At 39.1% G+C, this 14,233-nt stretch carries 7 protein-coding genes; all 7 read left to right on the forward strand.

Annotation, left to right across the window (positions count from 1 at the left end; translation table 11 throughout):
• Window positions 1-146: 146 nt before the first annotated feature.
• The 7 genes from SJY38_RS16315 (at window position 147) to SJY38_RS16345 (ending at window position 14,204) form a co-directional block, all read left to right on the forward strand.
• A complete protein-coding gene (locus tag SJY38_RS16315; RefSeq protein ID WP_377110240.1) occupies window positions 147-1,553 on the forward strand; it encodes a sulfatase-like hydrolase/transferase in 1,407 nt (468 codons plus the stop codon).
• Between the two features lie 399 nt (window positions 1,554-1,952).
• Window positions 1,953-3,095 (forward strand): glycoside hydrolase family 105 protein, encoded by a 1,143-nt coding sequence (locus SJY38_RS16320; protein WP_377110241.1) that lies wholly within the window; start codon window positions 1,953-1,955, stop codon window positions 3,093-3,095.
• 261 nt (window positions 3,096-3,356) lie between these two features.
• On the forward strand, window positions 3,357-6,038 hold the full coding sequence (locus tag SJY38_RS16325) for a family 78 glycoside hydrolase catalytic domain (RefSeq protein WP_377110242.1): 2,682 nt from the start codon (window positions 3,357-3,359) through the stop codon (window positions 6,036-6,038).
• A 156-nt stretch (window positions 6,039-6,194) separates the two neighbouring features.
• The gene (locus SJY38_RS16330; protein WP_377110243.1) at window positions 6,195-7,064 is read left to right on the forward strand and encodes a hypothetical protein; all 870 of its coding nucleotides are present in this window, start codon (window positions 6,195-6,197) and stop codon (window positions 7,062-7,064) included.
• A gap of 160 nt (window positions 7,065-7,224) precedes the next feature.
• On the forward strand, window positions 7,225-10,098 hold the full coding sequence (locus SJY38_RS16335) for a family 78 glycoside hydrolase catalytic domain (protein WP_377110244.1): 2,874 nt from the start codon (window positions 7,225-7,227) through the stop codon (window positions 10,096-10,098).
• Window positions 10,099-10,371: 273 nt separating this feature from the next.
• On the forward strand, window positions 10,372-11,589 hold the full coding sequence (locus SJY38_RS16340; RefSeq protein WP_377110245.1) for a glycoside hydrolase family 88 protein: 1,218 nt from the start codon (window positions 10,372-10,374) through the stop codon (window positions 11,587-11,589).
• Window positions 11,590-11,642: 53 nt separating this feature from the next.
• Window positions 11,643-14,204 (forward strand): heparinase II/III family protein, encoded by a 2,562-nt coding sequence (locus tag SJY38_RS16345; protein ID WP_377110246.1) that lies wholly within the window; start codon window positions 11,643-11,645, stop codon window positions 14,202-14,204.
• The last annotated feature ends 29 nt before the right edge of the window (window positions 14,205-14,233 follow it).

Here is a 14,233-nt window from a genome sequence, read left to right on the forward strand (position 1 = left end):
TCGTGATTAGAGAGCTGTTGAGGTGCTTAGAATGAGTTAAGCTAATTTAATTAATAGCTCTTAGGCACATATTTAAATGTAATAAGAAGGCAAAAAAATCTTCTTTTATTTACATTCTTATTTTGCAAATACAGGTAGAGGGAAAAATGATAAAAAACACACACAAATTAGCCGGCGCCCTTGGTTTTCTACTCTTAAGTTTAACGAAACCGGTTATTGCATCAGAAAAGCCGAATGTCATATTTATATTGACTGATGACCTTGGATTCAATCAGGTAGGTGCATATGGAAACACACCAATTAAAACGCCTAATTTAGATGACATTGCTAATAAAGGTATAAGATTTAATCAAGCTTATGCTGGCAATACAGTATGTTCACCTTCTCGAGTTTCGCTTTTTACAGGACGCGATGGTCGCTACATGACGAATAATTCCAATACAGTACAATTAGTTGAAAGTGATATAACCGTTGCTCATGTTCTAAAGTACGCAGGCTATGACACTGCATTGTTTGGGAAATACTCGATTGGCTCTCAAATGGGAGTAACGGATCCGTTAGCGATGGGTTTTGACACTTGGTACGGTATGTATTCTATTTTGGAGGGCCATAGACAGTACCCTCAAATATTGTGGCGTGATGGAAAAAAAATACGTATTACTGAAAACGAAGGTGGTAAAAAGGAAGCTTACGCACAAGAGCTATTTGCAAATGAAGCAATAGACTACATTAAGCAAGATCGAGAAAACCCGTTTTTTGTAATGCTAACATTCTCATCCCCACACGCTGAGCTAGCGGTACCGGAGAAATACAGCAAGCAATATTCTTTTGACGAAACGCCTTACTCAGGTATGTCAACAGGTACGCCCAGTGATAAATACGCTGCTTACTACCCTGAGCCGGTAAATAAACCAAATGCAACTTTAGCTGGTATGGTGAGTGCACTGGATGATTATGTTGGCCAAATAACTAAAGTGCTGGATGAGAAAGGTATTTTAGAGAATACAATTATCGTATTCACATCTGACAATGGTCCGCACGACGAAGGTGGAGCAGACCCTAAGTATCTCAAAGCAGCTAGCCCTTATAAAGGTCAAAAGCGAGATCTTTATGATGGAGGGATTCACGTTCCTATGCTTATACAGTGGCCTGATAAAATCAAAAAGCCACGTGTAGATGATACTCCTTGGCTATTTGCCGATGTATTACCAACTTTAGCTGACATTACTGGTGTTGACCTTAACTTAGTCCCGCGAGTTAAAACCAATGGTGTTTCTATAAAGGGGTTATTGCAAGATTCACCAGAACCACAACCAGAAAGAGTTCTATATTGGGAGTTTGCTAAGCAAGTAGGTGATCCAAACTCTGGTGTTATTGGAGATACTTTTCAAGCTGCGCGTAAAGGAGACTTCAAAGCAGTACGTTATGGGGTCGACTCAGACGTTGAGCTGTACAATATAATTAAAGACCCAGGAGAAAAGAATAACTTGGCATCAAATTATAAAGCGATGACAAAAGAGTTCTTTGAGCTTTTCGAGAAATATAAAGATTAATCATATCTAGATAAGTGATGGATATGCCATCACTTATCTTTTTTGAAAATTCAGTTCCAACTAGCCTACCTTACCTATTAAAGTCATATCCAATCTTTTTTAGTCATGATATTGCAATTGTTATCACGCTGATTTATTGTATTTAAAATAAGTAAAATTTTTATTAAATAATTATTTAAAATGCTTTACACGAGTAGCTGACAGTTAATGAAAACTCTCTATCTTAAATTTACTTATATCTTACACATTTAAGTGAACTAAAAGCCTAACGGCCTTCAGAATATACACACAATAATTAGGATTTTTTTGATGAACAAAAAATTTAAACTAGCACTGGTACCTTTTGCTGTGAGTCTTTTGCTTACAGGTTGCTCAGAGTCAAATAAGACGGCTAAGACGATGGATAAAGTAGAAGCTGAAGTTCAGGCATCTGCAGGTGCTGAAAATAGCCTTGAGGCTAACTCTGTAACTAGTATCGCTAATAGCGCTGCTGATTGGCAGCTATCTAAGCTTGGCGATTTATCGTATATACCAGAATCACATCGAGCAAAGTCAGAAAATCCTAAATTTTGGATTCAAGCGTCATTCTATATAGGGTTAACTCGCTGGGCAGAAACCACTAATAATAAAGACTATTTACGCTATATAGAAAAAATGGCAAAAGAACAAAACTATGAACTACTGCTCGATCGTCCCTACCATGCAGACGACCATACTATTGGGCAAACTTACTTATGGTTAACCGAGCAAACAGGTAATACTGATGCTTATAAGCCTACCCAGGAGCTATTCGACAAAATTTTAGCCAATCCACCTAAAGTTGGCTTAGAAATGTTAGATGAAACTAGCACAACCCAAAATGGCGCTCATTTTGAAGGGAACTGCCAAGATCGTTGGTGCTGGGCTGATGCGCTATATATGGCGCCAAGAACGTGGCTAAAGTTAAGTAATGTTACGGGAGATCCAAAATACTTTGAATATGCCGATAAGGAATTTTGGGCAAGCGCAGATTATTTGTTCTCAGATAAATATGGTTTGTTTTTCCGAGACAGCCGTTACTTTAATATGAAAAACGAAAATGGTAAGCCGGTATTTTGGGGACGTGGTAATGGCTGGGTTTTTGCCGCTATACCTCTCATTATAGATGACTTACCTGAAGGGCACCCTTCAAAAGAACGCTACATTGAGTTATATAAAAAGAACGCTGCGGGCTTGATGAAATTGCAACGTGAAAACGGTTATTGGCCCGCATCGCTTATGGATCCTGATATCGTTAAAACCCCAGAAGTCAGTGCAACCGGCTTTATTACGTTTGGCCTAGCTTGGGGTGTAAATAATGGTATTTTAACCGATTCAAAATCAAAAGAGATCGTTAAAAAAGGGTGGAAAGCTATCGAGGAAGCTGTAGAACCCAGTGGTCGAGTTAACTGGGTGCAGCATGTAGGTAAATCTCCAGATCCCGTCAAAAAAACAGATTCACAATTATATGGGGTTGGTGCAGTACTTTTAGCCGCATCTGAAATGGTGAAATGGGAAAATTAACGCTCGGTTAAAATTTAAATTGCGCTATTTTCCCCAGTAAAATAGTGCACTAAATTCCTATTAATAGAGCTATTAATAGGAATTTTTTTTAACCATCTAACATGACTCCAACTAGTGAGCAGCATTATGAAAAAATTTGCCTTTCTTTTAGTATTAATGTTTTTGTCTGCATGTCATACCCAAAAAGTTTCCGATAATCCGATCGGCAAACCAACCAACTTATTGGTCGAATCTAAGCTGCGCCCTCTAAATGTGCATAATATGCGGCCAAAGTTATCATGGCATTCAAATATAAAAAGCCAATCTCATTATCAAATTCAAGCCAGCTTAACTGATAAGTTTATCTCTCGTTTATTATGGGATAGCGGTAAGGTTGAAGCTAAACACTCTTTAAACATTAAATATCTAGGGGCTGCATTAGGAACTAATGATACTGTTTATTGGCGTGTGAGAGTTTGGCAGTCAGGCAATAACCAAGCTGGTCAATGGAGTGAGCCGAGCGTTTGGGAAATGGGGCTACTCAATGAAAGTGATTGGGAAGCGAAATGGCTGCAAGTTCAACAGCAGGCTATTACACCGCTTACTGAGCATGTTGACCAATGGGCGCTTTTCGCCACAGGCCTAAACCCAGAAAGTTCATCAACCTTAACAAAGAAAAAAAATAAAACGCAAAAGTTGGTTATTGAACAGGTCAAGGCACAACCAACAGCGAGTTTATTTCGTCATACCTTTAAAGTTCAAGACAGTAGAAAAGTAGTAAAAGCTAAACTGCACTCTACTGCAGCTGGTTACTATGAAGTTTATATAAATGGCCAGAGAGTTTCTGATCGTATTATGGACCCAGGACAAACAGATTTTGATAAGCGTATTCTTTATAACACCGACGAAATTTCTGGGCTCCTATCACTAGGTGATAATACAATAGCTGTACACTTAGGCAGCGGTTGGTACGATGAAAACATTGCGTTTAGTCGATGGAAAAACCCAGATGCCTCAAAAAGTCGCCCATCAAAAACACTTTCTTACGGCCAACCTAAATTTATTGCGCAATTAGAACTCTCCTATGAAGATGGTTCCACACAATTAATAACATCGAATGAAAAATGGTTAAGTCACCCTTCAGCAGTGATAAAAGAAGGTATTTTTTCAGGTGAGTTATATGATGCAAATAAAGTCGTTAAGGATTGGAATGTAAATACTTCAAACCTGACAGGGTGGAAGCCAGTACAAGCCCTTAAACTGTGGCCCACAGAGAAGCTTGAACCCCAACTATTACCGCCTATTCGGCCTGTTAAAAAAATGACAGTGCAAAAAATATTTCAGCCTAAAGAAAACGTATGGGTACTCGATTTTGGACAAAACTTTACCGGCGTACCGACATTCAACCTTGATAAATTAGGGTTACGTAAGGGGCAGGCTGTGTATTTTAGATATGCTGAATGGGCTGATATAGATGGTAACATTAGCCAAAAAACAGGCGGTGGAGCACCACTATTAAAACAAGTGGATGGTTATATTGCTTCTGGTAATGATGCATCAACGTGGACACCTGAATTTTCTTGGCATGGCTTTCGTTATTTAGAAATAACAGGACTTAAACAAGCACCAGCTATTGATGCCATTAAAGCGCATTTAGTAAGAAGCGATGTTGAAATTGCGGGTACTTTTAAAAGCTCTAATGATTTAATTAACCGCATTCATGATATGGCGTTATGGAGTTATGAAAGTAATTTAATGGCTGTACCAATGGATTGCCCTATCAGAGAGCGTGCGGGCTGGACTGGTGATGCACATGCTGCGCTTATCACTGGTAACTATAATTATAATATGGATAACTTTTGGCAAAAGTATTTAGGTGACTTTAGTACGGCAACATTCCAAGCCCCTGCCGTGGTTCCAGGTAAGCGTACACACGGTGGCAATTTTGATTGGGCCGTTGCTGAGATAATTATTGCTTGGGAACATTACCGTCATCACGGTGACTTACAAGTACTACAGAGACAATTTGATAGTTTACTGGAGTATATGCAGCTAGCCGAAAGTAAATTAGATAATGGCTTATTACGTATAGGCTACGGTGATTGGTGTGATCCCGTTTTAAAACCGGGTATGGGTCGAAAACGCTGTAATCCACAGCACACTTCGCCAACAATTACGAGTTCAGCTTTACTTGCTCATGGCGCCGATCTAATGAGTAAAATAGCTGCTTTACTCAATGAGGCAGATAAATCACAACAATTTACTGACTTATTCCAAGCAATCAGTGCGCAGTTCAATAAAGAGTTTTATAACCCGCAGACCGGACATTATGGTAGTCAAACCGCCGATGCAATGGCGCTACGCTTTGGGATTGCGCCAGCTGATTTACGCCAATCAATCGCAGTTGCCTTAAATAAAGATGTGGTCGAGAAGTGGGGCGGTCATGGCTCTGTAGGTGCACTTGGTCAAACCTATTTGTATTTAGCATTAAGCGATTACGGCTATGCGGACACTGCTTTTAATATTTTTACTGCAGATGGTTACCCTGGCTACTCATTTCAATTTGAAAAACTTAACGCGACAACCCTTTGGGAGCGAAAAGGGGTTTTAGACCCAGATCTTGATCCAGAGCGGAGAAACGCCCCAGGTCGTTCATTAAACCATCCATTTCATAGCGGTTACGATGGATGGTTTTACGAAGGGCTTGGTGGGATCCGCCCGTTAGATGATAAAGCTGGCTTTCAGGAGTTTGAACTTCGCCCTGTCTTTCCTAAAGACTTAGAATGGGTCGACGTTAGTTATCAAACGGGTTATGGAAAAATTAAAAGTAAATGGACTCAAAAAGACGGTGTTATTAATTGGAGCTTTGAAATTCCTAATAACAGCAGTGCTTTTGTAACACTTCCGAATAAGCCGAAGGAGCTTTTTGGTACTGGTAAATACACCTTTGAGTTTAAACGTTAGTTATCACTAACACACTAAATAAACTTTAGTACCAAAGCGCTGTGAATTTAAAAGCACAAGTTTTGGTACCGCTATTTGAGTATTTAAACCTCTGTTAACGATCAATAGTACACAGCCTTAGAGCTAATTTAACACACACAATAAAGGTAATGAGCAATGATTATCCGTACAGTATTAATATCAATGGCGGCAGTTTTAACACTCACTGCTTGTAATGCGCAAAAACAAAATGAGCCACTCGAGGCTGAAGCTGCTCCGTTATATACACAATTAGGTGATGACCCTAGTTGGCAAACGGTTAAAGACAGTGATGCGTTAAGACCACATCACACAAATACCACTAAAGGTTACAAGGGATCAAAAATTGATGTTAATAATGCATTGGTTGAAGTTGGACCTTATGCCAATAACCCAATAATTCAAGATAATCTAGCTATCCATACCGTAGGGCACGCCTCAATTCGTCGTGATCAATTTGAGCGATGGACGCGCTGGTACCAAGAAGATGGCAATACTCAAGTTTTTCGCTTATTTAAAGGTGAAGAAAACCTTCGTAATAAACGTGAAAATGCAGCACGTATTGAAAGCTTCAGTACGAAAGATAAATGGGCACCTGCAGAAGGTGTTTGGCGAGAGTGGGCAGGGCGCTTCACTATTATTAAATCGTCAGGGTGCGCGTTACCGCATATGTGCTCTATCTTTCAAGCTAAAGGCAATAATGTCGATCATTGGTCAGTGATGATCCGTCTCGATGAGCATGGCAATATTTGGTATGTACCACGTAAACAGCAACCTGAGATAGGTAATAAAAAATATATAGTAGCTAAGAATATGAACGGTAAAGGCTTTGATGTTCGTGTAAGAGACAATGGCATGGATTACGAAGTATACATTGATAATAAAAAAGTTGGTTTTGGCCAGTGGGAACGTACAGAAGAGATTGGTTTTCGTTGGGGGATTTATGTTGGTCGAAGCGAAGTAACAGACGACATTATGCTTTTTTCTAGTGGCGTGACGATGCATTAATTTAAGCGAAAGGTAAAGCTTAAGGTATTGATATTTATAAGTATTAATAGGTTTACGTCAGTTTTTATGATTAAATAATTTCGACGAGCACGCTGATTGGCTTTAGGTTATTACAAAGGCCTAGGTTTAGTTAATTATGTGTGCTTTTAAGGACGTTCTTGTGATTAAAAAAATCAAATTATTAAAACACTTGAAGAACTTATCTTTCTTTTGGCTAACCTTATTGGCATTAACAGGTTGTTCGCAAGAGAATGAGCAAAGAAATAAAAATGAACCAAAACAGGTGCAAAATCAACTAGCATCGCCTGTTCAGCTTAAGGTTGGTGAAGGTTTTGTAAATCCTTTAGGGTATTATGAGCAGCGACCTCGATTTAGTTGGAAACTGCCCAATCACGGTAAAGCTCAATTACAATCTGCTTACCAAGTTCAAGTTGCAAATACCTCTAACTTTCATGACAAACAGATAATTTGGGATAGTAAAAAGGTAGGCACTAAAGATAACGCTTGGATTGAGTATGGAGGGCCGAAATTAAAGTCTCGACAAAAAGTTTTTTGGCGAGTAAAAATGTGGGATGAAAATGATCGAGTTTCAAAATGGAGTGAGGTCAACCACCTTGAATTAGGGTTAATAGAAAACGATGATTGGAAAGCACAGTGGATTGGTCACCCTGAAACTGGGGAGCGTAACCAAAGTGAGGTAAAAGAAGGCCGCTTCAGTGCACCAGACAACCTGTATTATCGGCCACAGTATTTACGAACAACCTTTGAAGTTAATAAAAAAGTCGCTAAAGCAAGACTTTATATAACATCAAAAGGTGTCTTTAAACCATTTATAAATGGCGAGCAACTAAGTCAAGATGTAATGACTCCTGGCTGGACCCCATATCACAAACGAATAGAAACATTAACTTACGATGTGACTACACAAATCAAGCAAGGCGCTAACGCATTGAGTGCTGTCGTTGCTGAAGGTTGGCACACTGGGCGAATCTTTCATCCTACTAAAAAAGAATACATCTTACCGATGCGGTTACTTGCTCAATTAGAAGTTACTTATAATGATGGTTCTGTAAAAGTAATAACGAGTAATGATAACTGGCAAAGTACAATAGATGGCCCTATACGTGAAGCAAGTAATTATGATGGTGAAACGTATGACGCACGTTATGAAATGTCTGGTTGGAATACTGCTCAATACAATGCTGCTAAATGGCAACCAGTCGTGGTTGAGCCGATTGATGATCAAGTAAAACTCAAACCGAAACGTCATCAACCTGTTCGAGTTACTAAAAGTATTCCGGCAATCGATATTGTTAGCGTTAAAGATGGTGTTGCTATCTTTGACATGGGACAGAATATGGTGGGAGTGCCTAAAATTACAGTGCCAGCTATCGCTGGGAAAAAACTAAAACTTCGCTTTGCTGAAGCATTAGAAAAAGATTTTTTCCATGTCAAAAACTTACGATCAGCTAAAAATACGGATTATTACATTCCCAAAGAAGATGGCGTTATTGAGTATCAACCTACCTTTACCTTTCATGGTTATCGTTATGTTGAGCTGACTGGCTATGACCAAAGCCAAACCCCAAAACTTGAGTGGATAAACGGTCAAGTACTACATTCTGATTTTGAAGTGTTTGATAATTTTGAAAGTTCGCACAGTAAATTAAATAAACTATCAGATAATGTGGAATGGGGGCTAAGGGGTAACTTCTTAGATATACCAACCGATTGCCCACAACGGGATGAGCGACTTGGTTGGACTGGTGATGCCCAAGTATTCGCCATGACTTCGATGTATAAGGCAGATGTTTATGGTTTTTGGGCTGCTTGGTTGGAGAGTGTTCGTGAAGAGCAAAGTATTGATGGTATGGTGCCTAAATTTGTACCTTTTAGAGCGTTTTTAACTGATGGTACCGCTGCAGCTTGGGGGGACGTAGCCACAATATTACCTTGGGATCTCTATCAATTCACTGGTGATAAAAAAATACTCGCTGACAACTATAATATGATGAAGCGTTGGTTGAGTTACCACGAGTTCCATAGTTATGAGTATAGTTCCTACTTAGGTACTTATGGTGATTGGTTACAGCCATACTCTAAAGGCGGTAGAGCAAAAGGGGATACCCATCCAGATATAATTAGTTCTGCATATTTTGCTCGTTCGGCAGATATAACCGCTAAAACAGCTCGTTTGTTGGGATATGAAAGTGATGCACAGCAATACGAAACACTATTTAAAAACTTAAAAAAGAAATTCAGAACTCATTACTTTGATGAAAACTTAGATCTTAAACCTGAGGTTATCAAAGTAATCCAACGAGAGAAGGGGAAACGCTTAAGACAACCAAAACAAGTTGTCACTAATCCTATTACTACACAAACAACGTACTTATTGCCGCTTGCATTTAATATGTTTGAGTCTAATGATGAAAAAGTAGCGGTAGGTAAGTTACTTGCATTGTTAGAGCAGAGTGATCATCATTTACGTACCGGCTTTTTAGGGACTCCAATGTTGGCGCCTGTCTTACAAAAGTTTGGCCACAGTGAAGTAATGTATGACATTTTATTTAAAGAAAGCTACCCGTCTTGGTTTTATTCGATAAATAATGGTGCAACGACAACATGGGAGCGCTGGAATTCATACTCGCTTGAGGATGGTTTTAATAAAGCGAACATGAACTCACTAAACCACTATGCTTATGGTGCCGTTGCATCATGGTTTTATCGAGGTATGTTGGGCGTAGAACAAACGCAGCCTGGTTTTAAACAGTTTAAAGTTGAACCGCAATTTACTACTAAACTGTCAGAGGTTAGCGGTAGTCACCCAACTCCTCAAGGTGAAATTGCAGTTAGCTGGTCGATAGAAAATCAGCAACTTAGTATGTCTTTAACGGTACCAAAAAACACTGAGGCGTCATTAGTACTACCGAACATAAAAAACATCAGTATTATTCGTAATGATTCCATGAATGTACAAAGTACTGACTTACTATCACCTGGTAACTATGAAATTAAAGGCAACTTTAATTAATGAGTACCACTTAGCGCCATTATTAATGGCGCTAAGTATTCTTAAAAAAGAGCTTCAACCACTCACCAACTCCTGATACTCAAGAAAGCCCTTTTCTTATTCGTGTAAGTAAAATGTAGCGAAGTTATTTATTATTTGACATTATCAATCAAAATGGGTCAATATCGGTCAAGTGAATGTTGCATTCAGTCGATATTCAACAGGTGTACAGACGTAATTGTAAGGTCCGTCTGCTCATCATTATGTAGTGGCTGATTTTTAAAAGAGGTATTAATGAGAAAAATAATAACTAAAAGTGCTTTGGCTGTTGCTGTATTACTGGCCTTACCGGCATGTGATGCGGTTGAAACGAATAGTAAGCAAGGTACTCTTTTAAATGAAGATGCTATGTTTTGTAGTGCCACACTTGATAAAGCCCAATTACAATTGGACGATTTCAGAAAGGCTTATACAAATCCAAATAAAATACCGACTTCTTTTAGTGACGGTAAAACCAATTTCATTACCCCAATGGGGTGGACGAGTGGTTTTGTCGCTGGCAGCTTTTGGTATATGTATGAGCACAATCAAGATAAAAGCTGGTTAAATACCGCCGTAGAGTGGACTAGTGCATTAGAAGATATGCGTTTCAATCGTAAAACTCATGATGTGGGTTTTATTATGAATAACTCCTTTGGTAATGGTCTAAGACTTACCGGCGATGAAAGTTATACCCCAATTTTAGTTAGCACGGCTCAAACATTAATGGAGCGCTACAATCCCAAAATTGGTGCCACATTTTCATGGAGTTGGGGGGTATGGGAGTTTCCTGTCATTATCGATAACATGATGAATTTAGAGTTGTTATTCAATGCTTCCCTTGCCACCGGAGACAAAACTTATTTTGACGCTGCTGTAAGTCATGCCACTGTTACGATGAAGCATCACTTCAGGGATGATTTTAGTTCATACCACTTAGTTAATTACAGCCGAGATACTGGACTGCCACTATCAAAACAAACCTTTCAAGGTATTACTGATGACTCATCTTGGTCTCGAGGACAAGCATGGGGGGCTTATGGCTATACAATGGTTTATCGCTACACAAAAGATGAAAAGTTTTTAAACCATGCTCGTAATATTGTGAATTATATCCTAACTCATAAAAACATGCCTGAAGATCTAATTCCGTATTTTGATTATAACGCGCCTGATGATCCGCAGATTGATAATTATAAAGATTCATCAGCTGCATCTTTACTTGCAAGCGGGTTATTAGAGCTCGCTAGCTATGTTGAAAAAGAAGAGGCTGCACGTTATCGCAAAGCTGCAATGACGATGCTAAGAAGCTTAAGCTCACCAGAATACCTTGCTGAAAAAGACGAAAATGGCCACTTTTTACTTAAACAAGCAACGGGCAATTATCCTGCGAGTAAAGAGCTAAATGCGGCGCTTAATTATGGCGATTATTATTATTTAGAAGCGCTTAATCGCTGTAAAAACACAATTTAACTATGCATACCGCTTGCAACAATAAACACACAATAATTTAGGAACACCCGATAATGTCTGTAATCACCAGTAAAATAAAACGGGAAATACCAGTGCGCAATTTCTTGCACTCCAGCTTAGTCACGCCTTGTTTTATTCTTTTAATAACACTCATCGCATTTAGAGCGTCAGCAGAGGTAGAGCGCCCTTCGATTTGGGTAAAAAAATCTGAACGTCCAGAGATTTTAAATAAAATTAAAACAGAGCCTTGGGCAAAGTTATTATTTGAAGAGCTTAAACACCGTGTTGAACCAATCGCTGCACTTAATAAAGAAAAGCGTTTGAAACCGCTTGAAGAGCTGCCCTTAGTTTGGAGTGAAGATAAGTTACAAGCACCTATTTTACCGCATTTTCGTGTAAAAGGTGGCGGAAGCAAAGAGCAGTTAATAAGCGTTGTTAAAGCACTGCAGGACGGCGTTGATTGCGGTGTAATGTACTTCTTAACGCAAGAAGATAAATACGCTGCTTGTGGTGCAGATATACTTAACACCTATTCAAATGCATTAATACAAATGAAAGTGCATAAAGAAGGTGCCATGAATTCAAGCTGGATGTTTCCAGGCGATCACCTGTATGAAGCTCGCGTGATTGGTGCTCAATTACCGATTATCTATGATTTGGTTTATCCATATTTAAAGTCTGGCGGCAAGGTTTACGACTTACAATCAAACAGCTTAGTCGCGTTTGATTTTGACCAGGCGCAACAGGTTTTTAAAACCTATATTTGGTTAGCGCTTAATAAAGGTTTACTAGACTCAAACTGGCCTGTATTAGAGTCATCAAGCCTTGTACACAATATTTTAGCGTTAAATGACCCAGAGGAAATCGCTAAGTATTTACCGTATTATACACACTTAGATACTAAGCATCAGGCTTCACTAAAAACGGTAGCAAAAAAGTTTGAAAACGAAGGCGATATTTGGCCAGAGTCTTTCCAGTACTCTAAGCACGTAGCCGCTTTTTCGGTTTATCTAATGACATTGCTCGACCGTTACGATCCAACGCTTAAACTAGGTAAAAAATATACTAACATTCCTGCGGCATTTACCTCGTACTACGACCTACAATACCCAAACAACGAATATCCTTACATTGGTGATGGCCATCGTACTTATAAACCAGAGTATTCGGCTTTAGAAATGTCATTGTTATTAGCTAAATTAAATAGTAACGAAAAACAAATAAATGACTTTAGTAATTATTTAGCCTCAAGCATTAATGCTGGCGTATATGATCGAGGACACCTTCATAACCGTTCTTACGGCGCAAGCCCATATTATACGCCTCTACAACTGCTATGGTCTGTAAAAGAAATACAAAGCAGCCAAGAAGTCGACGTAGCGCCACCTCGTCCTAGAACCAAACGTTTAGAATATGCGGGAATGAATATTCAACGTAATGTTAGTAAACAAGATCCCGTTAAAAACAGTTTAATGGCATTTGTGGCAGGGGGCTCTTATATTCATGGTCATGCTTCTGGTATGGACATGGAACTATATGGTCAAGGCCATGTTCTTGGCATTGACGGAGGTAAGGGCACTTACAGAACACCGATTCATGAAAATTATTATCGTTTATTTGCCGCACATAACTCAGTGATAAGTAATGGAGCATCTGCCTCTAGCGGTGATTGGATAAACTTAGGTATTAATCGCGTGCAGTCTATCGCTATGGAGCCTGCAGCCGGTGAAACTGGTGTCTCAGATAAATACTCGTTTAATATTTCATCTTTTTATGATGAATTTAATAAAGTTACCCCAGCTAATCATCAGCGTACATTAGCATTGATCAAACTCTCTGATACTAAAGGCTACTACCTAGATATCTTTAGAGCTAAAAGTGATTATGAGCAAGAGTTTCACGATTATGTTTACCACAACATAGGTGACAAAGTTGATATAACGACAAACTCAAAAAAAGTAAAATTAAAAGCAGATGCGCAGCGCTACCAAGCGGCAGCTAAAACCCCGTGGGTAAAACATAAAGATTACCAGCACCCAGGCTGGCACTATTTTGAAGATGTTAAAACGGCGTCAGTTTCATCACAGCAATTCGAGGCAACGTTTACGGCATCTAAATTGGGCGATAAATCAATCGCCATGCGAGCATTAATTCCTGCAGGGCTTGATATTGAGCTTACAACTGTAAACGCGCCAAAAGCTTATGGCGCGTCTGCGCCATACAACAAAAAGCCATTGCCCACGTTTTTAATGCGCCACCAAGGCGAAACGTGGAGTAACCCATTTACAGTGGCTTACGAATCAGTAACCGAAGGTGAAGACTATGCGTTAACTGCTGTAGAAAGGCTTTACGAAAAAGATCTATTTAAAGGTGTAAAAGTCAGCGCCACGGTCGATGGAAAGTCACTAACGCAATACATCATTGTGCAAGAAAATAGTAATGATAAATACGAAGACAAAGAGTTAGGTATTTACTTTGAAGGTCAATTTGCCGTTATAACTGTCGATGAGCAAAACAAATTGGTAGATATGTATATAGGCAAGGGTACTAATCTACAATTTAAAAAACAGACGCTTACAACCTTTTATAAAAATTCAGCCTACATGAAAATGTAATAATAGAGGTTTCATCCTCAATTTAAATT

This window comes from Pseudoalteromonas sp. R86517 (genome assembly GCF_042466295.1).
Classification (GTDB): domain Bacteria; phylum Pseudomonadota; class Gammaproteobacteria; order Enterobacterales; family Alteromonadaceae; genus Pseudoalteromonas; species Pseudoalteromonas atlantica.

What these genes read in the sequence shown, in the direction of transcription:
- SJY38_RS16320 (WP_377110241.1), top strand. Translation starts at nt 1,953, where the DNA reads ATGGATAAAGTAGAAGCTGAAGTTCAGGCATCTGCAGGTGCTGAAAAT.
- SJY38_RS16330 (WP_377110243.1), top strand. Translation starts at nt 6,195, where the DNA reads ATGATTATCCGTACAGTATTAATATCAATGGCGGCAGTTTTAACACTC.
- SJY38_RS16345 (WP_377110246.1), top strand. Translation starts at nt 11,643, where the DNA reads ATGTCTGTAATCACCAGTAAAATAAAACGGGAAATACCAGTGCGCAAT.
- SJY38_RS16325 (WP_377110242.1), top strand. Translation starts at nt 3,357, where the DNA reads ATGCGGCCAAAGTTATCATGGCATTCAAATATAAAAAGCCAATCTCAT.
- SJY38_RS16340 (WP_377110245.1), top strand. Translation starts at nt 10,372, where the DNA reads ATGAGAAAAATAATAACTAAAAGTGCTTTGGCTGTTGCTGTATTACTG.
- SJY38_RS16315 (WP_377110240.1), top strand. Translation starts at nt 147, where the DNA reads ATGATAAAAAACACACACAAATTAGCCGGCGCCCTTGGTTTTCTACTC.